18 protein-coding genes are annotated in these 24,952 nt (G+C 58.7%); 9 read left to right on the top strand and 9 right to left on the bottom strand.

The window, feature by feature from the left end:
• The first annotated feature begins 307 nt into the window (after nt 1-307).
• Both LGH70_RS03615 and LGH70_RS03610 read left to right on the top strand, forming a co-directional pair.
• Nucleotides 308-2,113, top strand: a complete 1,806-nt coding sequence (locus tag LGH70_RS03615) for an alpha-amylase (RefSeq protein WP_226182792.1) — start codon at nt 308-310, stop codon at nt 2,111-2,113.
• A 292-nt stretch (nt 2,114-2,405) separates the two neighbouring features.
• Nucleotides 2,406-2,828, top strand: a complete 423-nt coding sequence (locus tag LGH70_RS03610) for a hypothetical protein (RefSeq protein ID WP_226182791.1) — start codon at nt 2,406-2,408, stop codon at nt 2,826-2,828.
• Nucleotides 2,829-3,529: 701 nt separating this feature from the next.
• Here LGH70_RS03610 and LGH70_RS03605 read toward each other — a convergent pair.
• Nucleotides 3,530-4,111 (bottom strand): DUF3109 family protein, encoded by a 582-nt coding sequence (locus tag LGH70_RS03605; RefSeq protein ID WP_135392948.1) that lies wholly within the window; start codon nt 4,109-4,111, stop codon nt 3,530-3,532.
• Nucleotides 4,112-4,257: 146 nt separating this feature from the next.
• Between LGH70_RS03605 and LGH70_RS03600 the strand changes: the two genes are divergently transcribed.
• The 4 genes from LGH70_RS03600 (at nt 4,258) to LGH70_RS03585 (ending at nt 9,785) form a co-directional block, all read left to right on the top strand.
• Nucleotides 4,258-6,504 (top strand): ATP-dependent helicase, encoded by a 2,247-nt coding sequence (locus tag LGH70_RS03600; protein WP_226182789.1) that lies wholly within the window; start codon nt 4,258-4,260, stop codon nt 6,502-6,504.
• A 136-nt stretch (nt 6,505-6,640) separates the two neighbouring features.
• Complete coding sequence (locus LGH70_RS03595; protein WP_226182787.1) at nt 6,641-7,387, top strand: DUF4290 domain-containing protein; 747 nt, start codon at nt 6,641-6,643, stop codon at nt 7,385-7,387.
• A 127-nt stretch (nt 7,388-7,514) separates the two neighbouring features.
• Nucleotides 7,515-8,819, top strand: a complete 1,305-nt coding sequence (gene murA / locus LGH70_RS03590) for a UDP-N-acetylglucosamine 1-carboxyvinyltransferase (protein ID WP_226182785.1) — start codon at nt 7,515-7,517, stop codon at nt 8,817-8,819.
• A 150-nt stretch (nt 8,820-8,969) separates the two neighbouring features.
• Nucleotides 8,970-9,785 (top strand): DUF4349 domain-containing protein, encoded by an 816-nt coding sequence (locus LGH70_RS03585; RefSeq protein WP_226182783.1) that lies wholly within the window; start codon nt 8,970-8,972, stop codon nt 9,783-9,785.
• Nucleotides 9,786-9,855: 70 nt separating this feature from the next.
• On the opposite strand, the gene LGH70_RS03580 is transcribed toward LGH70_RS03585, so the two are convergent.
• The 8 genes from LGH70_RS03580 to LGH70_RS03545 all read right to left on the bottom strand — a co-directional run bounded on the left by LGH70_RS03580 (nt 9,856) and on the right by LGH70_RS03545 (nt 20,439).
• Nucleotides 9,856-10,191, bottom strand: a complete 336-nt coding sequence (locus tag LGH70_RS03580; RefSeq protein ID WP_226182781.1) for a phage holin family protein — start codon at nt 10,189-10,191, stop codon at nt 9,856-9,858.
• Nucleotides 10,192-10,285: 94 nt separating this feature from the next.
• On the bottom strand, nt 10,286-11,356 hold the full coding sequence (locus LGH70_RS03575; protein ID WP_348533733.1) for an agmatinase family protein: 1,071 nt from the start codon (nt 11,354-11,356) through the stop codon (nt 10,286-10,288).
• A 157-nt stretch (nt 11,357-11,513) separates the two neighbouring features.
• Nucleotides 11,514-12,140 carry a chemotaxis protein CheC gene (locus LGH70_RS03570; RefSeq protein WP_226182777.1) on the bottom strand — a complete coding sequence of 209 codons (627 nt, stop codon included), beginning with the start codon at nt 12,138-12,140 and terminating at the stop codon, nt 11,514-11,516.
• 69 nt (nt 12,141-12,209) lie between these two features.
• On the bottom strand, nt 12,210-13,844 hold the full coding sequence (locus LGH70_RS03565) for a chemotaxis protein CheA (RefSeq protein WP_226182775.1): 1,635 nt from the start codon (nt 13,842-13,844) through the stop codon (nt 12,210-12,212).
• Complete coding sequence (locus tag LGH70_RS23770; protein WP_226182773.1) at nt 13,841-14,914, bottom strand: chemotaxis protein CheB; 1,074 nt, start codon at nt 14,912-14,914, stop codon at nt 13,841-13,843. The genes LGH70_RS03565 and LGH70_RS23770 overlap by 4 nt, the downstream gene beginning before the upstream one ends.
• Nucleotides 14,915-14,992: 78 nt before the next feature.
• Entirely contained in the window at nt 14,993-15,382 is a 390-nt protein-coding gene (locus LGH70_RS03555; protein WP_226182771.1) for a response regulator, read from the bottom strand.
• Between the two features lie 86 nt (nt 15,383-15,468).
• On the bottom strand, nt 15,469-15,975 hold the full coding sequence (locus LGH70_RS03550) for a chemotaxis protein CheW (protein ID WP_226182769.1): 507 nt from the start codon (nt 15,973-15,975) through the stop codon (nt 15,469-15,471).
• 69 nt (nt 15,976-16,044) lie between these two features.
• The gene (locus tag LGH70_RS03545) at nt 16,045-20,439 is read right to left on the bottom strand and encodes a HAMP domain-containing protein (protein ID WP_226182767.1); all 4,395 of its coding nucleotides are present in this window, start codon (nt 20,437-20,439) and stop codon (nt 16,045-16,047) included.
• Between the two features lie 355 nt (nt 20,440-20,794).
• Here LGH70_RS03545 and topA point away from each other — a divergent pair, with 355 nt between their 5' ends.
• From topA to LGH70_RS03530, 3 genes are all read left to right on the top strand, one after another.
• Nucleotides 20,795-23,266: a type I DNA topoisomerase gene (gene topA / locus LGH70_RS03540; protein WP_226182765.1), complete on the top strand. Its 2,472-nt coding sequence runs from the start codon at nt 20,795-20,797 to the stop codon at nt 23,264-23,266.
• Nucleotides 23,267-23,411: 145 nt separating this feature from the next.
• Nucleotides 23,412-24,227, top strand: coding sequence for a DUF4846 domain-containing protein (locus LGH70_RS03535; RefSeq protein ID WP_226182763.1), 816 nt, complete (start codon nt 23,412-23,414; stop codon nt 24,225-24,227).
• A gap of 19 nt (nt 24,228-24,246) precedes the next feature.
• Nucleotides 24,247-24,939, top strand: coding sequence for an SIR2 family NAD-dependent protein deacylase (locus tag LGH70_RS03530; RefSeq protein WP_226182761.1), 693 nt, complete (start codon nt 24,247-24,249; stop codon nt 24,937-24,939).
• Nucleotides 24,940-24,952 lie beyond the last annotated feature (13 nt).

Below are 24,952 nucleotides of genomic sequence, written 5' to 3'. Positions count from 1 at the left end.
GGGCCGCGCCCTACCGGCCCTTAGAACCCTGTTTTACCAGACATAAGTCGCTGGCCCCAACTTTTTTTGACCCTTTTTCGGGCTTGTTAGAGTTATACTAAACCCATTTAGCAAACCGAATTACTTGCGTAGTTTATTACGATTACCACCTCAAATACAGACACTTAACTAACTACCTCACTTATTATTACGAATTAAGCATCAAAAACGGCATTATATTATCAATACCGAAATTATATAGCACGTTTTATAGAATATTGCTTTATACTTGCCTTATAGTTCTGCCCTCAACCAAAACACCCACAGTATGAACAAACTTTCCGCAGCGGCCCTCACGGGGCTGCTTGCCGCAGGCATGCTCCTGCCCTCCTGTACCAAAGACGCCGTGCAGCCCGGCACCGCCCAGGCGCCCGTAGCGGCAGCCACTACCACTAATGCCGTAGCCGTCAACGGGGTGATGATGCAAGCCTTTTATTGGGACGTGCCCCAGAGCAACCCGGCCGGCACGTGGTGGCAAAACCTGGGCAGCAAGGCCGCGGAGCTCAAAGCCGCCGGTATCACAGCCCTGTGGATTCCGCCAGCCTACAAAGGCGGCAGCGCTACCGATGTCGGCTACGGCGTGTACGACCGCTACGACTTGGGCGAGTTCAACCAGAAAGGCACCGTAGCCACCCGCTATGGCACTATCAGCCAGCTGCAGGGCGCTATTACTTCCCTGCACAACCAGGGCATTCAGGTGTACGAAGATATGGTGATGAACCACCTCACCTTCGCCGACAACCAGGAGCTGGCCAACAACCAGTACAACGTCTACACCAGCTTCACTTACCCCGGCCGCAACAACACCTACAGTTCCTATAAGTGGCACTGGTACAACTTCTCGGCCACCCAGCAAGCCCCCAACAACGGCTGGTACCAGTGGGCTGCCTACGACTTCCAGCCCTACGCCAACAACGACGCCTACGACAACCTGCTCGGCTCGGAAATCCGCTACAACGACATCAACAACGCCAACGAAACCATCACCTGGGGCAACTGGATTACCAACAAGCTGGGCCTCGACGGTTACCGCCTCGACGCCACCAAGCACATCCAGACGGCCTACGTGAACCGCTGGCTCGACAACGTGAAGGGCACCCGCTTTGCCGTATCGGAGGCCTGGTTCCGCAACCTGGCCGATTTGAACAACTACGCCGCCGCCACCGGGGGCCGCACCAGCCTGTTCGACGTGCCCCTGCACTACACCTTCCAGGATATGAGCAACGGCAACGGTAGCTGGGACATGCGCGGCCTGCAGTTTGCGGGCTTCACTGAGGCCAACGGCGCCCTGTCGGTTTCCTTCGTCGATAACCACGACACCGACCACCCCGGCGCGCTCTATTCGCCGGTTACCAACCTCAAAATGCTGGCCTACGCCTACATCCTGACCCGGGAAAAAGGTTACCCCTGCGTGTTCTACAAAGATTACTACAACTATGGCCTCGGCGCCCAGATCAAGAAGCTTATCGACATCCGCCGGGCCAACGCCTACGGAGCGGCCAACGAGTACACGTCCATCAACGATGCCGACGTGTATGCCTACTCCCGGGCCGGCGACGCGACGCATGCCGGTCTGCTGGTAATGCTGAATGACGGCGGCACTGGTCGCTCCAAAACCATTACCACGCCTTTCAAGAGCGCCACGCTGACCGACAAAACCGGCAACAGCACCGCCACGGTGACGACTAATGCCAGCGGCGTGGGCACCTTCCCGGTGAATGCGCGCAGCTACTCGGTATGGGTACCCGGCACCGGTTCGGTCACGCCCCCACCCACCACGGGCACCACGGCCGTATCGTTCAACGTGACCTACAGCGGCACCGTCTCGGGCCAGGATGTGTACGTGCTGGGCAGCACCGCCCAGCTCGGCGGCTGGAACACGGCCAACGCCATCAAGCTCAGCGGCGCTACTTACCCCGTGTGGAAAGGCACCATCAACCTGACTAGCGGCACGAGCGTGCAGTACAAGTACATCCGCAAGGACGCGGCCGGCAACGTGCTCTACGAAGGCGGCACCAACCGCAGCTTCACGCCCAGCGGCACCAGCCAGACCCGCACCGAAACCTGGCAGTAAGGGTTGAGTGAGTGAGGTGAATGAGCAAGGCCCGGCTACTGCTAGTCGGGCCTTTTTCGTCGTTACAACTGGCCCATTGGGCACAGTAGGCGGCTTATGCACACTACGTGCGCTGGGCGTATGCCCCTTGCCGACCCGCTAGGTGGCTGACGAAACCCTCCCCGCAGAAATTCCCGAAACTCATTTCGCGTCCGGATGCGTGCGCCGCCTCGATTCGGGGTACAAGGAAAGCAGGGGCGTCTTACCTACATTCGTTTAACAAGTTGCCCCCATTCAGTCCCACTTATCCTCTATGTCCTTTGCCCCTGTGCTCTTCGCGGCCCTTTGCTTACTGGGTAGCCTGCTCCCCAGTGCCCGGGCGCAAGTGTCCTCCAAGCCCGCATCTCCTGACTGCGACACCGTGCGCTTTACTGATTCTCTCACAAGCGAGTCCTTGAGCCGCTCGGATTTTGTGCTGACGAAAACCCGGACCGGGATGGACCTGGTTATCTTAAACAGGGAGCGTTTGGCAGCCATTCAAAAGTTGCGCCGGCCCATCCTGCAGTTTTGTTACCGCGGCCGCCTGATAGCCGCCAAAGGCATTCCGCTAGTTAGCTCCGAGGTTCCAGCACAAGCCGAGGCATTTTATTCCCTGGCAAAAGACCACACGGTTATCTTTCGGAACACCCGCCTGCATATTAATCTGGTAGACAAAATGGTCCGGAAGAAGTACTAATGGATAGGTGCCGTAACGACCAGAGAAGGTGAATAAGCCCCGACTGCTGCTAGTCGGGTTTTTCTTTGTTAGGTTTATAGCTGGTGAATACTATCTCTGTTGCCTCTATGCGCTTATTGCTGTTTTGCTTGCTTCACCTAGCCACGAGTTCGGTCGGTCTTGCACAGCAGCCTTTTGAAATCCGCAGCGTCAAACAGCCCCTCCGAGCCATAGCCGCTCAGATAGGCTCAGCCTCTACTGTCGATGGGCAATACGTGGGCCGAATACCAAGAAGAGCAGAGCAATATGAGCGGTATGAGAAAATAGCAGCCACGGCAACCGAAGCAGAGTTGGTGAGTCTGACAGATCATCCCAGCCCGGCAGTCCGCTGTTATTCGTACTTAGCGCTGCTTGGCCGCAATTCGCAAAGCTTGCTCACCGTATTACGGAAAAATGAAGCCGACACGGCAGTTGTAGAAGTTCGTAATGGCTGTATCAGTGGCAGTTCCAATGTGATAGAATACATGAGTCTTCACTTCCGCCAACAGCAAAAACGGCGACCTATACCCCTAACCCCTGCTGACACGCTACTACTGGACCGACTAAGAGAAGCGCGATTTGCCAGATATACGCGCGAAGGCCGCTAATTAATTGCTGGCCGGCTTCATAAGATTCACCCACAAAAAAAGGCCGACTTCGCAGTCGGCCTTTTCCTTTCCCACCTAGGCATTCACCGGCGGGCTGTTGGTTTCGATTTCCGTGACCAGCTCCTCGTACCATTCTTCCCCGTACTTGCGCACCAGGGGCTCCTTCAGAAACTGATAGATGCGCACCCCGAGGGTAGCGCCGAAGCTGCAGGCCGGGTTGCAGATGTTCCACCGGTCGTAGTTCAGGGCCTCGAAGTCCTCGTACTTGGTGATGCGAATCGGGTAGAGGTGGCAGCTGATGGGCTTCTTGAACGTCGTCACACCCGCCAGATAGGCCTGCTCAATACCGCACTTCAGGATGCCGCGCTCATCATACAGGGCATAGGCGCACTCCCGGTCGTTGATGGTGGTGGTGCTGTAGTCGCCTTCCCAGTCCTTGATGTAGAGACCCTGCTGCTCGATGGCCTGCTGGCCGGCTTCGGTGAGGAAGGGCTTGATGTTGTGATACTCGTCCTGCAGAATCTGCAGCTCGTGGGCCTCTAGCGGAGCGCCCAGGTCACCTTCCACGCAGCAGGCGCCCTTGCAGGCTTCCAGGTTGCAGACAAAGAAATTGTCGCGCACGTCGTCGGAGATGACTGTATTCTGAATGATAATCATGGAATTGCAAAGAAGCGAACTGCAAAGATACACCCGGCGTTGAGAAGCAGTTCAAACCCCAGCTGAAACTCTGGTTAGAAGGCTGTAACTCCGCAGGCAAAGCCCTACCTTTGCCCCTTAGCCGAGGCGCTGATATTACCCTACGAATGGCATTAGATTACAACAAACTCCTGAACCCTTCCCAGGCCGCCGCGGTGCTTCAAATCGACGGCCCCTGCATGATTATTGCCGGCGCCGGCTCGGGCAAAACCCGGGTGCTGACCTACCGCATTGCCAACCTGCTGGAGCAGGGCGTCGACCCGTTCAACATCCTGGCCCTGACCTTTACCAACAAGGCCGCCAAGGAAATGCGCGCCCGGATTGAAAAGGTCGTAGGGCCCGAGGCCAAGAACGTCTGGATGGGCACCTTCCACTCGGTGTTTGCCAAAATCCTGCGCTCCGAGGCCGATAAAATCGGCTTCCCCCGCCACTTCACCATCTACGACACCCAGGACTCCAAGACGCTGCTGGGCCAGATCGTGAAGGAAATGGACCTCGACGACAAGCTCTACAAGCCCAACATGGTGCTGGGGCGGATTTCGGCGGCCAAGAACAAGCTGATTTCGGTGCAGCAGTACCTCAACGACCCGGTGATTCGCCAGGACGACGACGCGGCCCTGCGCCCCAAAATCGGCGCCATCTACCAGCAGTACCACGCCCGCTGTTTCAAGGCCGGCGCCATGGACTTCGATGATCTGCTCTTCAACACGAACGTGCTCTTCAAGGACCACCCCGACGTGCTGAACAAGTACCAGAACATCTTCAAGTACGTGATGGTCGACGAGTATCAGGACACGAACTATTCGCAGTACCTGATAACCCGCAAGCTGGCCGCCAAAGAGCGCAATATCTGCGTCGTGGGCGACGATGCCCAGAGTATCTACGCCTTCCGCGGGGCCGACATTACCAACATTCTCAACTTCGAGAAGGACTACCCTGAATTGCAGGTGTTTAAGCTGGAGCAGAACTACCGCTCCACGAAGAACATCGTGAAGGCCGCCAACTCGGTCATCAAGAACAACAAGGCCCAGCTGCGCAAGGACGTTTTCTCGGAAAATGAGGAAGGCACCCTGATTGAGGTCATCAAAGCCGCCTCCGACAACGAGGAAGGTAAGCTGGTGGCCAACAGCATCTACGAGGACAAGATGAATCAGCATCTGTCGTATGATGACTTCGCCATTCTGTACCGCACCAACGCCCAGAGCCGGGCCATGGAAGAAGCCCTGCGCAAGCTCAACATCAAGTACAAGATTGTCGGCGGCCTGAGCTTCTACCAGCGCAAGGAAATCAAGGACCTGGTGGCCTACCTGCGCCTGACGGTAAACCACAACGACGAGCAGGCCCTGCGCCGCGTCATCAACTACCCCAAGCGCGGCATCGGCGACACGACCATCAGCAAGCTGATCAACACGGCCGAGGAGTCGAACCACACGCTCTGGGAGGTGGTAGCCAACGCCAACTCCTTCCTGACGGCCCGCATTGCCAACCCGATTGAGAGCTTCGCCGAGCAGATCAAGAGCTACGCGGTGCTGGCCGGCAAGGAAGATGCTTTCGAGGCCGCCAAGTTCATTGCCAAGAACTCGGGCATGATTGAGGAGCTCTACGCCGATAAAAGCATCGAGGGCCTGTCGCGCTACGAGAACATTCAGGAACTCCTGAACGGGGTGAAGGCCTACACCGAGGACCCCGAGCGGGAGGACAAGTCGCTTGCTTCCTTCCTGCAGGACATTGCCCTCGTGACGGACGCCGACACCAAGGACGCCAAGGACGAAGGCGAGGCCGTGACGATGATGACCATTCACTCGGCCAAAGGCCTGGAGTTCCGCAACGTCTACATCGTGGGCATGGAGGAAAACCTGTTTCCGAGCCAGATGATGATTACCTCCCGGGCTGATCTGGAGGAAGAGCGGCGTCTGTTCTACGTGGCCATTACCCGGGCCGAGAAGAAGCTCACGCTCAGCTACGCTACCTCCCGCTACCAGTGGGGCAACCTGCGCAGCTGCGAGAAAAGCCGCTTCCTCGACGAAATTGACCCCCAATTTGTCGACTTCAAGTTTTCCTCGGCCGGCCCCGGCGAGTCGCCGTTTGGCCACGTCGTGGAGCGCCGTTCGAACCTAATTCCGCCCGCTCCGCGTAAGACGGTGGCCAAGGGCTACACCCCACCGGCCGATTTTCAGCCCTCGGACACGAGCAACCTGCAAACCGGGCAGCGCGTGGAGCACCCCAAGTTCGGCTTCGGCAAAGTAACCAAGCTCGAAGTGCAGCAGGGCTCTACCAAGGCCATCATCGACTTCGAAGAAGTGGGTGAGAAGACGTTATTGCTGAGTTTTGCGAAATTGCGGGTGCACAGCTAGGCGGAAGGTCGTAACTTGACCAGCTTAGCCGCCGCCCGCAGATTCGCTACCCGTTGTGAATCAGCTACCTAAACCGGCCGGCGCCACTTCTATTTGACTTAACCAGCTGCTTTTCAGGGCAGCTACGCCTTTTCCAATGGCCTTACCGTCACCTTTTAAACACGAGCTGCTGCTGCGCGAATACGGGCAGAGCACCTACGAGCTGATTCAGCAGCTGCGCACCATCGAAGACCGGGAAGAGCGCACCAAGCGGGCCCAGCAGATCGTGCAGCTCATTTTCCGTCTCAACCCCGCCCTGCGCGAGCAGCCCGACGCCCAGCCGAAAGTGTGGAACCACATCTTCGAAATGACCGACGGCGAGCTGGACGTGGATAGCCCCTACCCGCTGCACGCCCTCGACATTCTGGCCAAGCAGCCCCAGCGCGTGGCTTACCCCAGCAAGTCGCCCAAGCTTAAAGCCTACGGCCGCAGCGTCGAAATCATGATTGAGCAGGCCCTGGCCCTGGAAGACGCGGCCGAGCGCGAGCAGGCTACCATTGCCATTGGCCGCACTATGAAGTTCCTCTACCGTTCCTACAGCAAGGAAAACGCCAAGGACGTGACCATCCTCAAGCACCTCAAGGAGCTGTCGGGCGGCAAGCTGGAGCTGGACCCGGCCCAGGTGGATGCTAACAACCTGTTTGAGTTTGCCACGCCCCCGACTGCTGGTGGCCGGCCCGCGCCCTTCATCGTGCCCCAGCCCCGCGCCGAGCGTTCGGAACGCGGCGAGCGGGGGGACCGAGGCGACCGGGAAGGTCGGCGCGGCGGCAACAACAACCGGCGCGACAAGCAGCGCCGCGGCGGCAAGAAAGGCCGTCAGGAACCGCAGCAGCCACCTCAGTAAGCTCATTTTCCGTTAGCTGATGGCTGTTTGGGCTGTCAGCTAGTAGCAGGGGCGGCTGGTTCTCCTGCTTTTCTTTTTTCTATCATCTGCCAACAGCTAACGGCGCTTAGCTACTAGCTACCATTCCATGGCTTCATTTGAAGTAATCGGCGGCAAACCGCTGAAGGGTGAAATCGTGCCGCAGGGCGCAAAAAACGAAGCCCTCCAAATTCTGTGCGCGGTGCTGCTCACCTCCGAGCCCGTCACCATCAGCAACATTCCCGACATCCGCGACGTGAACAAGCTCATCGAGCTGCTGCGCGACATGGGCGTTAAAGTCGGGAAGCTTTCCACCGACACCTATCGTTTTCAGGCCGACGCGGTAAATCTGGACTACCTGGATTCCGAGCAGTTTGTGGCCCAGGGACGGGCGCTGCGCGGCTCCGTGATGATTCTGGGCCCTATGCTGACCCGCTTCGGCAAGTGCCAGCTGCCCAAGCCCGGCGGCGACAAAATCGGCCGCCGGCCGATGGATACGCACTTTTTGGGCTTGGAAAAGCTCGGCGGCAAGCTAACCCTAGAAGGCACCGACTTCTACCGCATCAAGGCCGAGAATGGCCTGCGCGGTACTTACATGCTGCTGGACGAGGCTTCGGTAACGGGCACGGCCAATATCGTTATGGCGGCGGTTTTGGCCGAAGGCGTTACCACCATCTACAACGCGGCCTGCGAGCCATACTTGCAGCAGCTCTGCAAGATGCTGGTGCGCATGGGCGCCAAAATTAACGGTATCGGCTCCAACCTGCTGACCATTGAAGGCGTGGAAAGTCTGGGTGGCACCGAGCACCGCATGCTGCCCGACATGATTGAAATCGGCTCCTTCATCGGCTTGGCGGCCATGACGGGTTCCGAAATCACCATTAAGGACTGCCAGGTGGCCGAGCTGGGTTTGATTCCGGATACGTTCCGCAAGCTGGGTATCCAGCTTGAAATCCGGGGCGACGATATCTACATTCCCGCTCAGGACCACTACGAAATTGCTACCTACCTTGATGGTAGCATTCTGACGGTATCGGACCACACCTGGCCGGGCCTGACTCCGGATTTGCTCAGCATCGTGCTCGTGGTAGCTATTCAGGCCAAGGGCACCGTGCTGATTCACCAGAAGATGTTCGAGTCGCGTCTGTTCTTCGTGGATAAGTTAATCGACATGGGCGCCCAGATTACGCTGTGCGACCCGCACCGCGCCATTGTTATCGGCCTCGACAAGCGCAATGCCCTGCGCGGCATCAGCATGACCTCGCCCGACATCCGCGCCGGCGTGGCCCTGCTGATTTCGGCTCTCTCGGCTGAGGGCCGCAGCGTGATTGACAACGTGGAGCAGATTGACCGCGGCTACCAGTTTATTGACAAGCGCCTGAACGCTCTGGGTGCCCAGATCCGACGGCTGTAGTCTTTCCGCAACGTTTTACCCCTGCAACGAGCCCGACCTGAACAGGTCGGGCTCGTTGCTTTTCCGGTGGTGGTGGGTTACCTGCCGCCCGGCCCCGCATAAAGAGCAAAGCTGCGCAGCTTTCTTCCCCAACCTTTATTTCGACTTCTGATGAAACATCTGTTGTATCCAGTCCTGCTCGGACTGGCCCTGGCAGGGTGCAGCCAGGCCGAGCAGGAAGAAAGCGTCATCTACCCCCAAGCTGCGGCCGACTCTTCCTCTCCCCTTTCTTCCGCAGTTGCTCCGGGGCGGCCCGCTGAAACAGCCCGCAGCATCATCTACCACGGCGAGCTGAGTTTAGCGGTAGACAACTTCGAGCAGGTTTCCGGCCAGGTCGACCGGTTGCTCACCGAGCACGGGGCCTTCGTCAGCACGGCGCACGAAACCCGGGCCGACGGCCAGCACCGGCAGGAAATCACCATCAAGGTGCCGCCCACGCAGTTCATGCCGCTGCTACAGACCCTGGGCAAGTTGGGCCGCATCGAAAACAAGGACATTTCCTCGAGCGACGTAACGGCCGACCTGCTCCACGTCAGCAATGAGCTCAAAACGAAGCGGGAAGCGGAAAGCCGGTACGCGCAGTTACTGAAACAAGCCAAAACGCCGGCGGAAATTCAACGGCTGGAAGCGCAGGTAAGTCAGGTTCGGGCGGAAATTACGGCCTCGGAAGCCCAAGCCAAAACCTGGACCGGCCAGAGCACCTGGGCCACCCTCACGCTGCGCTACTTCCAGCATATTCCGGCCGAAGAAGCTGCCCCGCCCATGCCAGACGCCGCACCCCGTTTCCTGGCCGCCTTCAACCGGGGCTGGTCCTTGGTGGTAAGCGTGGCCGTGCTGCTTACCAACATCTGGCCCCTGCTGGTTCTGGGCATCGGTGGCAGCTGGCTGTGGCGCCGCTGGCAGCTGCGGCAGCAAACTCCGGCTTAACACAGCTGGCTACCAATAAAAAAGGCCTCCTGCTCGTGCGGGAGGCCTTTTTTATTGGTAGCCAAACGCGTTAGTCGATGACCATATCGACCACCGAGGTAACCAAAGACAGGGCGATGCTGAAAATCAGCGCGGAGAGGAAACCATCCAGTTTGAAGCCGGGCAGAATCCAGTCGGCCAGCAGCACGATGACGGCGTTGATAACCAGCAGAAACAAGCCCAGCGTCAGGACGGTAATCGGAAAGCCCAGGATTTTCAGAATGGGCTTGAGCACCGCGTTGAGAATGCCGAGCACCAAGACCAGCAGAATTGCGTCGCCGAAGCCCGCCAGATGCGCGCCGGGCAGAAAATTACCCAGGACGTAGGTGATAATGGCGCTCAGCAGCAGTTTGATCAGAAAACCCATACGGACGGTTGTGTGGTTGGAAAAATGGAGAGGAAAGCAGCTCGGTTAAAAGCTCACAACCTTACGAAAAATTGCGCACTCCGTTGGCTCCAGCCTATTTCTCCGAAATGTGTGCCTGAATCCGGCCCTGGGAAACGCCCATCCAGTGTGCCATCTGAAACAGGAGCCGGGCACCTACAATGGCGTTCCACTCGGTGTCGCCGGGTGCCACCTCGTTTAGGTCGCAGCCAATGATGGTGCGGCCCGATTCCACGATGGTGCGAATCAGGTACAGCGCTTCTTCAAACTCCAGGCCGCCGGGCACGGGCGTGCCGGTGCCGGGGCACAGCTTAGGGTCCAATCCGTCGATGTCGAAGCTCAGGTATACTTTGGGCGGCAGCTGGGCAATGATTTTACCGCATACTTTCTTCCACGACTTCTTGGCAAACTTCTCATTCGACAGAAAGCGGTTGTGAAACATAACTACGCGTCCGCCCGAATGCTCGACCAGCTCGGCTTCCTGCTGGCACAAGTCCCGGATGCCGACCTGCACCAGCTTTTTCACCTGGGGCAGCTTCAGGGCGTTGTACATAATGGAAGCGTGCGAGTACTCGAAGCCCTCGTAGGCGGGCCGCAGGTCGCAATGGGCATCAATCTGCAGAATGCCGAATTCCTCGTGCCGCTCGGCCAGCGCGTGCATGTAACCCAGCGGAGTGCTATGGTCGCCACCGAGCACTACCACGCCTTTGCCGGCATCCAGGTAGGAACCGGTTTTTGCTTTGAGCCATTCTACCAGCGCCTTGCCGCGGGCCGTAACCTGTTGGGGCACCGTCGCGAAGTTTCCGGCTTTACCGGCGGGCTGCCCCGCTTCGAGCCAGCCAATGTAGTCGGCGGCCTGGGTGCGCAGCTGGCGGCTTTCCTCCGCAATTTTCTCGTCTTCCTCTTCCATAGCCAGCCCCATGCGCCAGGCTTCGGGAATATCGGGTTCGTAGAGGTCGACCTGCAGGGAAGCTTCCCGGATGGCCTCCGGGCCCAGGGCCGTGCCGCCACGGTACGACACAGTTACTTCCCACGGCACGGGCACGACAACGACCTGCGCTTCTTCCACGGTGAAAGGCAATCCGTATAAGCCGCCGGCCGTGTCGCCCAGGGCGTTGGGGTCGAAGGCAGCAAGTTTTTTTTCCAAGCTGGAGGAGGGTGTAGTAGCCATGTGTGTAGACTGGGGAATGAAATGAAGCTGCCCGGGCAGCACTGAAACAGAACTGTCCTACCGGCTGCTGGAAAAGCCTGGTGTGAAGCAGACTTTGCGCGCCGGTAGGACAGCCAAATGAAATTCGAAAGAGCTAGGCGTTGCTTTCCTGGCCACCCAGGAAGTCATACGTGCGGATAATATCCAGGATTTTCTCGAAGGTGTTGCGGTCAAAGAACAGCATCAGGGGCAGCTCCACCGAGTTTTCCTTGTCCGAGAACTGCGTGATAACCGAGAAAATCAGCGGCTGCACCTTGGGCTGGCTTTCCAGCAGCGTATGGAGCGAGCCGGCAATATTGCCTTTGGGCGCCTTGGGCGGGGCACCGTAAATCTTGGCCTTGAGAATGTTGGCCAGCTGCGTGACCAGTGCCCCGGTGATGATGTTGCTGATTTCCAGCAGCAGTGACTCCTGCATCTCATCGATCTGAATCGAATCGGGCACCGACATGCGCAGGCACACCCGCGAGAGGCGCTGCACGTGCTGGCCGGAGAAGAACATCAGCGTGGTGCCGTTGAACTCGCCGCGAATATCGGATTGGATGATGGCGTGCGTGCCTTCAAACTCGTGCACCTTATCCAGGATGTTACTTCCCGGCATGATGTCCAGATTCGGAACCTCCAGCAATACCTTTTCCTGCGCGATTACGGCAAAGGAGTCAGCCGCGCGGGCCAATCCTATGTTCAGAATCTCGCGGATAATATCCCGCTCTAGTTCCGTCATGTGCAAATCCATAGGTGTCAGTCAATTGAAGGGCAGCCTGTTTCCAGAAAGCCCGAATTTCGCATTTGATTACGGTCGCTTGGCTAAGAAAAGCCGCGTCAGCGCCGGCACGTCAATCACCAAACAGACCTGACCGCTGCCCAGTAGCGTAACGCCCCCGAACAAGTCAATCATATCCAATGGTTTACTCATGGGCTTAATCACGATATCCTGCTGGCGCAGGAAGCGGTCCACGATTAAGCCCAGCTTACGGTTGTTGTAGTTAACAATAATAATATCCTGTCGGCCTTGCAGCTCGGCTTTTACTGCGGGCAGCAAGGCGCCGTCGCTGTTGTGCAAAAGCTGCCGCAAATCTACTACGGGGACGTTTTCCCCCAGTAAACGCGCCATCAGGATACCACCGACGACGTGCAGCTCTTTGGGCTGCAACGACACTACGGAGTCGGTGTGCATGAGGGGAATGGCGTAGCTACGCTCTTCCAGTTCGAAGAGCAAGGCGCCCTTCACGGCAATAGATGTCGGCAGAACCAGCGTAAACGTGGTTCCCTGGCCCAACGTTGAATCGACCCGCAACTGCCCGCCCAATGAATCAATGGCCAGCTTCACTACGTCGAGCCCTACGCCCCGGCCGGAAATATCGGTTACCTCCTTGGCCATGGAAAAGCCGGGCTCAAACAGGAAAGCCCGTACGGCATTGGCATCGAGCGAGCGGGAAGCCTCGGCCGAAACCAGGCCCCGCTCTACGGCCTTGCGCCGCACCTGCTCCACATCAATGCCCTTGCCGTCGTCGATTACCTGAATTAGCACATCGTCGCGCTCGGTCTGGGCCGAGAGCGTGAGGCTGCCCTGCTCCGGCTTGCCGGCGCGGACGCGCTCCTCGGGCGTTTCCAGGCCGTGGCCAATGGCATTGCGCACCAGGTGCAGCAGTGCATCGGTGATGATCTGCAGAATGTTGCGGTCAATCTGAATATCCTGACCAATGATGGTCAGCTCAACTTCCTTTTTCTCGGCAACGGCCACGTCGCGCACTACCCGCGGAAACTTGTTGAACAGCGAGCCGACGTTCACCAGACGCGCGTCCATGACGCTGTACTGCAAATCGTCGGCAATGCGGAACAGGTGGGAAGCGGCCGCCTGCAGCGCCGGGCTCCCGATTTCCTGGCTCAGCGTCAGAATCCGGTCCCGGTCGATAATCAGCTCCCCGACCAGATTGAGCAGGTGGTCGAGCTTCTTGATCTGAATGTAGACCAGATCCGACAGCTCTAGCTTGCGCGTCGCATCTTCGTCGACATTCTTTTCGTCCGGTTCCAGAATGGGCTCCTCACCTTCCACCAGCAGGTCCAGGTTGTGCAGCAGCTGATCGGCGTTGGCAACGTCCTCATCCTGGTCTACCGCCCGGATCATACCGCCCAGCGTATCGACACCGGTAAACAGCACCGGTACCAATGAGCCGGAAAAAGTGCGCTCCTTGCTCCGGATCAGGCCGAAGATGGTTTCCATGCGATGCGCCACCTCCCCGATGTCGTTGAAACCCATGGCCCGCGCATTGGCCTTGAGGTTGTGCATCAGCCGGAAAAGCTCGTGCAGGGCCTTTTCGTCGTTGGGGTCTTTTTCCAGCTCGCTGATGTGGCGGCTCATCGCATCGTAATACTCGAGCGCCTCGGCCATGAAAATCTCCCGGTATTCTTCCTCCCTTGATTTCATCGAGTAACCAGCTGCGTTGACGATGAGAAAGAGGAAACCCGGTTGATGCGCAACTGGGTGGCTAAGCGGCCAATGTAGCCGGCTATGTCACTGAGAGGAGAAATGATATTGGCCGCCCCGTGCTGAATAACCGACTTGGGCATGCTGAATACGGCCGAAGAAGCTTCGTCCTGAGCTATAACGAAGCCCCCGTGCTGCCGGATGCTCTGAGCCCCTAGCGTACCGTCGCGGCCCAGCCCCGTGAGTACAATGCCGAGCGAGTTGCGGCCCACGGTGCGCGCCACCGACTTCATGAGCAAGTCCACGGAAGGCTCATCCGGAACCGGACTTACCTCATCCGTAAATTCGGTGTGCCAGGTAAGCCACGGCCCCCGGCTCTGGGCACGCACCACCGTGTTGTGCCCACCGGGGGCCACGATAATTTTGCCGGCTTCCAGCGTCGTTCCTGGCTCACCCGTCACAACTGGCAGCACCGTGGCGCGGCGCAGCCGGGCTACAAAGGACTCGGTAAAATGTGCGGGCAAGTGGATGGCCACCAACACGGCGCTGGTAAGCGTTGCTGGCAAGGCTCTCACCAACGCCTCGACGGCCTGAGCCCCGCCTGTGGAGCCCCCAATCACCGCTACGCCGCTAGGTGGTAAGGTAATGACCGGGCGTTTGACCACTGCTGCCAACGGTTGCTGGTAAACAGCCCGGACTTTGGTCAGTAGATTCAGTCGGTACCGGGCAAATTCCGGGTGGTCCTTGCCCAGCACGGGAGGCAGATAATCGTAGATACCCCACTGGGCGTCTTCCTTTGGGAGGGCATTGGGACTCGTAGTCGGCCCATACAGCAGCACTGGCACGGGATACTGCCGACTGAGCCGCTCTACTCCCGCCAGCTGGCTGTCACTGGCAATGACCAACCCGGGCCGCAAGCGCCGCGCCAGTGCCACCAGCTCCGTTGCGCTGGCAGCTGTACCGACCACCCGCAAATCGGGCTCGGCATGCAGCAGCCTCGTCAGCTCCAGCCGCACGAAGGGGGGCAGGGAACCGAGCAGCAAGGTGAAAGGGGCGGAAACTTTGTGCACTGAGTGGATTGAAACGTGCGAAAACGCGACGCTTGAGTTTACTACGGAGGAATTAAAAGTTAAAAGGAGCCGGCCGGGTTAAGCTTCCGAAGAATCAGAGTCCTGATTCTGCAAGGCGCCGCCCACGATTTCCAGTACTTTTTCCTCGGAGAAAGGCTTCACGATGTAAGCCGTAGCCCCACTCTCCAGTGCTTCATTCACAATTACTTCCTGACCAACCGCGCTGCACATAACCACTTTTACGTCGGGCTGTTCCTGACGAATGCCTTTGAGCACGTCCAGACCGGTGTTGTCGGGCAGAATTACGTCGAGGGTAATCAGGTCGGGGCGGGTAGCGCTAGCCATTTCCAGGGCCTGCTGGCCATTGGCGGCTTCACCCACGACTTCATAGCCTGCGTCGGTAAGCATATTCTTGAGCATCGTACGCATGTAGAACGAGTCGTCTACGATGAGAATGCGGTTTTTCATACAGGGTAGATCAGAGAGTCAGAATGAGGAAAATTGGGGTGTTGGAAAGTCAAGCCTGTGTACGGGGTGCTGCCGACGAAGATTTTTTATTTCGGCTGCAGCTGCATGATTTCCGTGGGGGACAGCAGTTTGGGCATATCAAGCACGATGATGATGCGCCCTTCTACTTTGGCAATTCCCTCAATGTATTTGTCCTGGATATTCATATCCTGGATGAATTCCGGGGCTTTTTCGATGATGGACAGCGGAATAGACAAGGGTTGCGGCACTTCCCGCACCACGATACCGATGGTATACTCCTTGGCTTCAATGGCCAGGGTGTAGCTCATCGTGGGCATGGACTGATTGGCCGGGCGCAGCTTAAAACGCTCCTCCAAATCGATGATGGCAATGATGTCGCCGCGCAGATTAGCAATGCCCTTCACGAACGACGGGGTTTTGGGCATGCGGGCAATTTCCGGGGTAACGGTTACCTCCTTCACTTGCTCAATGCGAATACCATACTCTTCGTCGCCCAGCCGGAACACGATAAGCTGGATGAGCTTATCCTGCTTAACGGCTTTTTTCTCGCTGGTCGGTTCTGCTTCAGGCATGCTGGAAACATTATTAAAAAGAACCGGCCCAGTGCTTGAAACCGGTTCTTCTCAAAATGATGAGGGGATTTATTTAGACTTGGCCTTAGAACGCGGTTTAGCTGGCGCCTTACCGTTCTCGTTCTCTGGTTGGGCAACTGGCTTGCCATTCCGAACCCGACGATTCGGTTTAGCTGGCGCAGCATTCTTTACCTCTGCATTCGCAGTGGGCCCCTGCGTTTCTACGGCCGCTTTGCGGGCCGCCTTGCGGGCCGGCGCACTGGCAGCACCCCGGCGGGGTTCGGGAGCCGCCGGAGCGGCAACGGTCCGACGCTGGTTTCTCTCGCGGGTAACGGCCACTGGCTGGGCCGCGGTACGCGGTACGCCCATGCGGCGCAGGCCACGCTGCGGCTCGGGCTCGGGCTCGGGCAGCAGGTCTTCCATCAGCTGGAAGGCCGACAGACCTACCTGCAGGTCGTCCGCAATGTCGGTCAGGTTCTGGCTCGAAGTCGTCAGTTCCTGCATCGACGAGGACAGCTGCTTGGCGGTGCTGGCTACTTGCTGGGTGCCCGAAGCTGTTTGCTCGGCAATGGCTACCACTTCCTCCACGTACTTTACTACGTCGCCAATCGAGGTTTTCTGCACCTCGGTTGCCGTTAGAATGTCGCGGGAGGTGCGGAGCGTTTCACCGCTGGAGGTGGCAATGTTCTTAAAGGCGCTGGATGCTTCGAACGTAGCATTCTTGCCTTTTAGTACCCGGCCTTCCATGGTCGAAATAGCGGTGGCGGCCGAGGTCGTATCTTTCTTTACGTCCTCTACCAGCGTCGCAATTTCCGAAGCCGATTTGCGGGAGCCTTCGGCCAGCTTGCGGATTTCCTCAGCTACTACGGCGAAACCACGGCCGGCTTCCCCGGCGCGGGCAGCTTCGATAGCGGCGTTCAGAGCCAGCAGGTTGGTCTGGGAGGCAATGTCGGTGATAACGCCCAGCGACTTGCTGATTTCCTGCGAGCGGGTGCTCAGTACTTCGATGGTCTTGCTGGTCTGGGCGGCAGCATTGGAGATTTCCTCCATGTTCTTTACCACTTCCGCCACCGTTTTCAGACCGAGCTGGGAAGTTTGCTCACCCAGAATAGCCGATTTGTTCACGATGTCGGCTTTGCCGGCCGTTTCCTTCGTGGCCTGCATGATTTCCTCAATCAGCTTAAAGGCCTGGTCGGTTTTCAAAGCCTGGTTCTGCGCGCCTTCGGCCATCTGCTGCATAGCCAAAGCTACGTCGACCGTTACCCGGCTCATCTCCTGGCCTTTGGCGGCCATTTCCTCCGACGACTCCCCTACAATCTGCGACGAGTCGTTGATTTCGCCGAGCAGTTCGTTCAGGTTTTCCACGGCGATGTTCAGCGCGTTCGACATGGCGAGAATATCCCCAGCGGTCTGAATCTCTACTTTCTGCGTCAGGTCACCTTCCGAAATGGCCCGTACCACGCGCGACACTTCGAGTACCGGCGAGGCAATGGATTCGATCAGGTCGTTGAGTGTATCCACGATTTCCTTCCAGCTGCCCGACACGCCGCCTACGGTGGCACGCTCAGTCAGCTTGCCTTCCACCCCGGCCACTTTGGCCACACGGCTTACTTCCAGGGCGAGGCGGTTCAGGTCATCCACCATGCGGTTGATGGTGTCGGCCAGCTCGGCTACTTCGCCTTTGGCCTCCAGCTTCAGCTTCTGGGTCAGGTCACCCTGCGATACGCCGGTTACTACCTTCACAATGCCGCGTACCTGAGTGGTCAGGTTGGCCGCCATCGTGTTTACGTTGTCGGTCAGGTCTTTCCAGATACCCGATACGTTGGGCACATTGGCTTGGCCGCCGAGGCGACCTTCGGTACCTACTTCCTGGGCCACGCGGGTTACTTCGCCGGCGAAGATATTCAGCGAGTCCACCATCCGGTTGATGTTGTCCTTCAGGTCGAGCAGCTCGCCCTTAACGTCTACCGAAACTTTCTGGCTTAGGTCGCCGCGGGCTACGGCGGTAGTTACGTTGGCAATGTCGCGCACCTGCGAGGTGAGCGAGGCGGCCATCGTGTTTACGTTGTCGGTGAGGTCCTTCCAGGTACCGCGCACGTTGGGCACCACAGCCTGGCCGCCGAGGCGGCCTTCCGTACCTACTTCGCGGGCCACCCGGGTTACTTCGTCACCGAACGTGTTCAGCGAGTCCACCATCTGGTTCAGGTTTTCCTTCAGCTGCAACAGCTCACCGCGCACGTTTACCGTCACCTTCTGGCTCAGGTCGCCACGGGCTACGGCCGTTGCTACGTTGGCAATGTCTCGCACCTGAGAAGTCAGGTTCGAGGCCATCGTGTTTACGTTGTCGGTCAGATCTTTCCAGGTACCCGATACGCTCGGCACGTTGGCCTGGCCGCCCAGAATACCTTCGGTACCTACTTCACGCGCTACGCGGGTTACTTCGCCGGCGAAGATGTTGAGCGAGTCCACCATCTGATTCAGGATGTTTTTCAGGTCGAGAATCTCGCCTTTCACATCTACTGTCATCTTCTGGGTCAGGTCACCTTTTGCTACGGCGGTAGCTACGTTGGCAATGTCCCGCACCTGCGAGGTCAGGTTGGCGGCCATCGTGTTTACGTTGTCGGTTAGCTCTTTCCAGGTACCACCGACGCGGGGCACGTTGGCCTGGCCGCCAAGCTTTCCTTCCGTACCTACTTCGCGGGCTACGCGGGTTACTTCGTCACCGAAGATGTTCAGGGAGTCCACCATCTGGTTCAAGATGTTCTTGAGCTCCAGGATTTCGCCCTTCACGTTTACCGTCATCTTCTGCGACAAGTCGCCGCGGGCAACGGCGGTAGCGACGTTGGCAATGTCCCGTACCTGCGAGGTCAGGTTCGAGGCCATGTAGTTTACGTTGTCGGTGAGTTCTTTCCACACACCGGCCACGTTCGGCACGCTGGCCTGGCCGCCGAGCTTTCCTTCGGTACCTACTTCCTGCGCCACGCGGGTTACCTCGCCGGCAAACAGGTTGAGCGAGTCCACCATCTGGTTCAGGTTCTGCTTCAGCTGCAGCAGCTCGCCTTTTACATCAACGGTGATTTTCTGGCTTAGGTCGCCGCGGGCAACGGCGGTAGCGACGTTGGCAATGTCCCGCACCTGAAGCGTCAGGTTGGAGGCCATGTAGTTTACGTTGTCGGTTAGTTCTTTCCACACGCCGGCCACGCTGGGTACCGAGGCCTGGCCGCCAAGGCGACCTTCGGTGCCTACTTCCTGCGCCACGCGGGTTACTTCGCCGGCAAACAGGTTCAGCGAGTCCACCATCTGGTTCAGGTTCTGCTTTAGCAGGAGCAGCTCGCCTTTTACGTCAACGGTGATTTTCTGCGACAAGTCGCCTTTTGCTACAGCCGTTGCTACGTTGGCAATGTCCCGTACCTGCGAGGTCAGGTTCGAGGCCATGTAGTTTACGTTGTCGGTGAGTTCTTTCCACACACCGGCCACGTTCGGTACCGAGGCCTGGCCGCCGAGCTTGCCTTCGGTACCTACTTCCTGGGCCACGCGGGTTACCTCGCCGGCAAACAGGTTGAGCGAGTCCACCATCTGGTTCAGGTTCTGCTTCAACTGCAGCAGCTCGCCCTTAACGTCTACCGTTACCTTCTGGCTCAGGTCACCTTTTGCTACGGCGGTTGCTACGTTGGCAATGTCCCGCACCTGAGAGGTCAGGTTGGCGGCCATCGTGTTTACGTTGTCGGTCAGCTGCTTCCACACGCCGCCTACGTTCGGCACGCTGGCCTGGCCGCCGAGCTTGCCTTCGGTACCTACTTCCTGGGCCACGCGGGTTACCTCGCCGGCAAACAGGTTCAGGTTGTCAATCGTTTTGTTGATGGTTTCGGCCATCACCTTGAAGTCACCCGACACCGGAATCTGGAAGGTTTCGTCCAGGTTACCCTTCGATATGTTCTTCAGTACTTTGCCTACCTCCAATACCGGCACGGCGATGCTGTCTACCAGGCCGTTGATATTGTTGATCATGTCGCGCCAGAAGCCCGACGCGTTTTCGGCCGAGGCGCGGGCTTTCAGGTTACCTTCTACCCCGGCAACCTTGGAAATGCGCGACACCTCCCCACCTACCCCACCGATCATCTCTACCATCGAGTTGTAGGCCTCCGCAATTTCGGCGAAGATGTCGTCGTTCTGCTTGGTCAGGCGCACCGACACGTCGCCCTTCTTAAAGGCGTCGAGCGCGTAGAGCACCCGGTTGAGCTGGTCGTTGACGTAATCGGCCTCCTGGCTGTCTTCCGAGCCGCGGCCACTCCCCCGCTTACGGGTAATGTCGGAGCTGGTGCGGGCACCGGCGGGCCGCAGCATGGGGCTACGGTCGTAGGGGGCGGAAGGAGTGGGAGAAGTGGTACTCGAAGACGGGGAACCCTGTTCGGGGGTATTGTTTTCCGGCGTAGTCGTATTCTTGGTAGTCTTACCTGAAGCCATACAAGGGGTAGGGTTGCGAAGCCTGGTGTAGAGAGGCGAAGCTGTAAACCGGGAACAGCCACGCAGGAGTTCCTAGACTTACAAAGGTAGCAAATACAGCGTCTCGAACCACATTCGTTCCCGTTTGTTGTCAGGATTCTACAAACTCCCATCTGGTGAACTAGTTGCCGGCTGCGGGGCGTTAAAAAACCCCGCTTCGGCAGTAGCCGCCCGGGCCGCTTCCGGCATAATTGCTATTGGCTGCGGTGGCACACCGGATTATTCCAGCATCTTTGCGGCAAAATTCAACTTTTCCTTTGCCTCGGCCGTTTCCTAAGCCGAGCCCGTTTCTATCCCGCCCTCTCCCAAGCCTGATATGGTCAAAAATCTAGTCATCGTAGAGTCACCTGCCAAAGCCAAAACCATTGAAGGGTACTTGGGCAAGGACTTTATCGTCAAATCCAGCTTCGGCCACGTCCGCGACTTACCCAAGGATAATAATGCCATTGATATTACCAATGGCTTCAAACCGACCTATGTCGTGTCGCCGGACAAGCGGGAAATCATTGCCCAGTTGAAGAAGCTGGCCAAGGAGGCCGAAACGGTCTGGTTGGCGAGTGACGATGACCGCGAAGGCGAGGCCATCAGCTGGCACCTGGCCGAAACCCTGAACCTGAGCGAGGCCAAAACCCGGCGCATCGTGTTCCGGGAGATTACCAAGAATGCCATTCTCAATGCCATCGACAACCCGCGGGAAATCGACCTGAACCTGGTGAATGCCCAGCAGGCCCGGCGCGTGCTCGACCGGCTGGTGGGCTTCGAGCTGAGCCCGGTGCTGTGGAAGAAGGTGAAGACCGGCTTGTCGGCAGGCCGGGTGCAGTCGGTGGCCGTGCGTTTCGTGGTGGAGCGGGAGCGGGAAATCAATCAGCACAAATCCTCGTCGGCCTACCGCGTGACGGCGCGCTTCGATGCGGGCCGCGGCACGGTGCTGGAGGCCGAGCTGCCTACGCGCTTCAAAACCCAGGCCGAGGCCCAGGAATTTCTGGCCCGCTGCGTCGGGGCGGCCTACAAGATTGAGAACCTGGAAAAGAAGCCGGGCAAGCGCAGCCCCGCACCGCCGTTTACCACCTCTACCCTGCAGCAGGAAGCCTCGCGCAAGCTGGGCTTCTCGGTGGCCCAGACCATGAGCGTGGCCCAGAAGCTGTACGAAGCGGGTAAGATCAGCTACATGCGGACCGACTCGGTGAACCTGTCGCAGGACGCGCTGGCGGCGGCTAAGGCCGAAATCAGCACTTCCTACGGCCCGGAATACGCCCACACGCGCCACTTCAAAACCAAGTCGGCCTCGGCTCAGGAAGCGCACGAAGCCATCCGCCCCACCGATTTTGCCCTGGTGAAAGCCGGCTCCGACTCGGCCGAGCAGCGCCTCTACGATTTGATCCGCAAGCGGGCTATGGCCTCGCAGATGGCCGACGCCACGATTGAGCGCACGGTAGCTACCATTGGCATCAGCACCCAGCCCGGCACGCCACTGATGGCAACAGGCGAAGTCATTACGTTTGAGGGCTTTCTAAAAGCCTACAGCGAGTCGAAGGACGAAGAAACCCTGGACGAAGAAGCCAGCACCGAATCATCGTTTTCGCGGGGCCTGCCCCCGCTGAACGTTGGGCAGGAGCTGCCGCTGCAGCTGCTGCGGGCCACGGAGCGGTACTCTTCGCCCCCGGCCCGCTACACGGAAGCTTCGCTGGTAAAAAAGCTGGAGGAAATGGGCATCGGCCGGCCGTCGACGTACGCGCCCACCATCAGCACGATTCAGAAGCGCGGCTACGTGGAAAAAGACACCCGCGAAGGCAAGGAGCGCAAGTTTCACGTGCTGACGCTGGAAGGCAGCGAGGTGAAAGTGGAAGCCAAAACCGAAACCTTCGGGGCCGACAAAGCCAAGCTCTTCCCCACCGATACCGCCATGGTCGTCAACGATTTCCTGGTGGAGCATTTCCCCATCATCATCGACTATCAGTTCACGGCCAAGGTCGAGGGTGAGTTTGACCTGATTGCTAACGGGCAGGAACAGTGGGGCAAGATGCTGGCCGACTTCTACGGCACGTTCCACGAAACCATTGAGCGGGGCCAGGACATTGAGCGCAGCACGCTGGGCTCGACCCGCGAAATTGGTCTGCACCCCGAAACCGGGCAGAAGCTGACCGCCCGTCTGGGCCGCTACGGCCCCTACGTGCAGATTGAGCCCAAGGAAGGCGCGCCGGAAGGCGAGAAAGCCGTGTACGCCAGCCTGCGCAAAGGCCAGTTCATTGAGAACATCACGCTGGAGGAAGCGCTGGATTTGTTCAAGCTGCCGCGCATTGTGGGCCAGTTTGAGGAGAAGGACATGACGGCCGCCCTGGGTCGTTTCGGTCCCTACATCCGCCACGACAGCAAGTTTTACTCCCTAACCAAGGAGCAGGACCCGCACACCATTACGGCCCAGGAAGCAGTTGATTTGATTGAGGCCAAGCGCAAAACCGACGCCGAGCGCCTGATTAAGGACTTTCCCGGCCGCGAGGACGTGCAGGTGCTCAACGGCCGCTTCGGGCCCTACATCGTGGTGGGCAAGAAAAACGTGAAGATTCCCAAAGGCGAAGAGCCAGCCGAGCTGACGCTGGAGCGCTGCCTGGAGTTGGCCGAAGCAACTCCGGACAAGCCGGCCAAGGGCGGGCGATTCGCCAAAAAAGCCGCTCCGGCCGCCGAAGACACGGCCGATAAACCCGCCAAGAAAAAGCCCGCGGCCAAGAAAGCTTCGGGAGCGGCAGCTAAAAAGCCCGCCGCCAAGAAGCCAACGGCCAAGGCTAAGTAATTCTGGCCTGATTGAATCTAAAAAAGCCTCTGCCCTGGTGCGGAGGCTTTTTTTATGGCCATAAAATTCCTGGTCTGCTCCGCCGTTGTAGAAGCCTACCTTTTATCATCGGACTGTGAACCGCACCGGCTTTTGGCTTCTGCTTTTGCTGCCTTCCACGATTTGGGCCCAAACAGGCGCGCCCCACTCGGCTGACTACCGCTGGCTGCCAGCCGGGCAGTACGACGCCCGGCAAACCCTGAGTAGCCGCTTTGCGCCTCCCACCGGGGCCGCGCGGCAGCCGGTAGCGGCCGGCTCGTTTGGGTCCTGGCTGCGGCACCTACCTTTGCAGCCGGCCGGGGCGGCGGTGCATCTGTACAACGGCCAGCTCAAGACGCCGCAAACGGTGCACGCGGCCGTGCTGCGCATTGATGTGGGCAAGCGCGACCTACAGCAGTGTGCCGATGCGGTTATCCGGCTGCGCGGGGAATATCTGTTCAGCCAGCAGCCCGACAAAATTCACTTCCACCTGACCAGCGGGCATGACATCTGGTTTGCGGACTGGTACGCGGGCAAAGGCTTCCGGGTGAACGGGGAGGCAGTAGAACCCGCCACTAAGGCTGTGGAGGCCCCCACCCACGTGGTATTTCGGCACTACCTCGACCAGATTTTTACCTATGCCGGCACCCGCTCGGTAGAGCGCGAAATGCAGCCGGTGGCAATGAACACCCTACAGCCCGGCGACGTATTCGTGCAGGGCGGCTCCCCGGGCCACGCCGTGCTGGTACTGGACGTTAGCGTAAATCCCAAAACCGGCCGCCGGTATTTTTTGCTGGCCCAGAGCTACATGCCGGCCCAGGAAATCCATGTTTTGCGTAATCTGCAGAACCCAAAGCTGAGTCCGTGGTATGAGCTCAATGACCAGGCTCCGCTACAAACGCCGGAGTGGGATTTTACCATCCACCAGCTCCGCCGCTTTTAAGGGCTGACACAGAAGAAATATGAAGCAGAAAATTGTGGTACTGACCGGCGCCGGCATCAGCGCCGAGAGTGGCCTGGCAACCTTTCGCGGCTCCGACGGCCTCTGGGAGGGCCACCGGGTCGAAGACGTGGCCTCGCCCGAAGGCTGGGCCCGCAACCCGGAGCTGGTGCTGGAGTTTTACAACCAGCGCCGCGCCGCCGCCCGGGCCGCCCAGCCCAACGCTGGCCACCTGGCCCTGGTGGCATTGGAGCAGGCCTACGAAGTGGTTATCATCACCCAGAACGTGGATGACTTGCACGAGCGGGCTGGCTCCAGCCACGTGCTGCACTTGCACGGCAAGCTATTCGAGTCGCGCAGCACCCGCTACGAACACCTGGTGTACCCGATGAGCGGGGACCGGATTGACCTAGGCGACCAGTGCGAAAAAGGCCATCAGCTGCGGCCCAACATCGTCTGGTTTGGCGAGGCTGTGCCCCTGATGGAGCGGGCCATGGAAGAAACCGCCACCGCCGACGTATTTATGGTAGTGGGCACGTCGCTGCAGGTATATCCGGCGGCCAACCTGGTGCACTACACGCCCACGGGCTGCCCTACCTACATTGTCGACCCCAACCAACCAGCCGTGGCAGCCCGCGCCAACGTGCACTTCGTGCGCGAACCGGCTACGACCGGCGTGCCGCGGGTGGTGGCCGAGCTGCTGGCCAAGGCCTAACCGTTACACTATA

Origin of the sequence: Hymenobacter nitidus, from assembly GCF_020447315.1 — a bacterium.
In the GTDB taxonomy this organism is placed as follows: domain Bacteria; phylum Bacteroidota; class Bacteroidia; order Cytophagales; family Hymenobacteraceae; genus Hymenobacter; species Hymenobacter nitidus.
The sequence above is the reverse complement of the archived record's forward strand: the minus strand, read 5'-3'. Positions and strand labels throughout refer to the sequence as shown.

Bases quoted from the DNA above. Each gene is read 5' to 3' on its own strand.
- LGH70_RS03615 (WP_226182792.1), top strand. From the start codon at position 308: ATGAACAAACTTTCCGCAGCGGCCCTCACGGGGCTGCTTGCCGCAGGC.
- LGH70_RS03610 (WP_226182791.1), top strand. From the start codon at position 2,406: ATGTCCTTTGCCCCTGTGCTCTTCGCGGCCCTTTGCTTACTGGGTAGC.
- LGH70_RS03605 (WP_135392948.1), bottom strand. From the start codon at position 4,111: ATGATTATCATTCAGAATACAGTCATCTCCGACGACGTGCGCGACAAT.
- LGH70_RS03600 (WP_226182789.1), top strand. From the start codon at position 4,258: ATGGCATTAGATTACAACAAACTCCTGAACCCTTCCCAGGCCGCCGCG.
- LGH70_RS03595 (WP_226182787.1), top strand. From the start codon at position 6,641: ATGGCCTTACCGTCACCTTTTAAACACGAGCTGCTGCTGCGCGAATAC.
- murA (WP_226182785.1), top strand. From the start codon at position 7,515: ATGGCTTCATTTGAAGTAATCGGCGGCAAACCGCTGAAGGGTGAAATC.
- LGH70_RS03585 (WP_226182783.1), top strand. From the start codon at position 8,970: ATGAAACATCTGTTGTATCCAGTCCTGCTCGGACTGGCCCTGGCAGGG.
- LGH70_RS03580 (WP_226182781.1), bottom strand. From the start codon at position 10,191: ATGGGTTTTCTGATCAAACTGCTGCTGAGCGCCATTATCACCTACGTC.
- LGH70_RS03570 (WP_226182777.1), bottom strand. From the start codon at position 12,140: ATGACGGAACTAGAGCGGGATATTATCCGCGAGATTCTGAACATAGGA.
- LGH70_RS03565 (WP_226182775.1), bottom strand. From the start codon at position 13,844: ATGAAATCAAGGGAGGAAGAATACCGGGAGATTTTCATGGCCGAGGCG.
- LGH70_RS03555 (WP_226182771.1), bottom strand. From the start codon at position 15,382: ATGAAAAACCGCATTCTCATCGTAGACGACTCGTTCTACATGCGTACG.
- LGH70_RS03550 (WP_226182769.1), bottom strand. From the start codon at position 15,975: ATGCCTGAAGCAGAACCGACCAGCGAGAAAAAAGCCGTTAAGCAGGAT.
- LGH70_RS03545 (WP_226182767.1), bottom strand. From the start codon at position 20,439: ATGGCTTCAGGTAAGACTACCAAGAATACGACTACGCCGGAAAACAAT.
- topA (WP_226182765.1), top strand. From the start codon at position 20,795: ATGGTCAAAAATCTAGTCATCGTAGAGTCACCTGCCAAAGCCAAAACC.
- LGH70_RS03530 (WP_226182761.1), top strand. From the start codon at position 24,247: ATGAAGCAGAAAATTGTGGTACTGACCGGCGCCGGCATCAGCGCCGAG.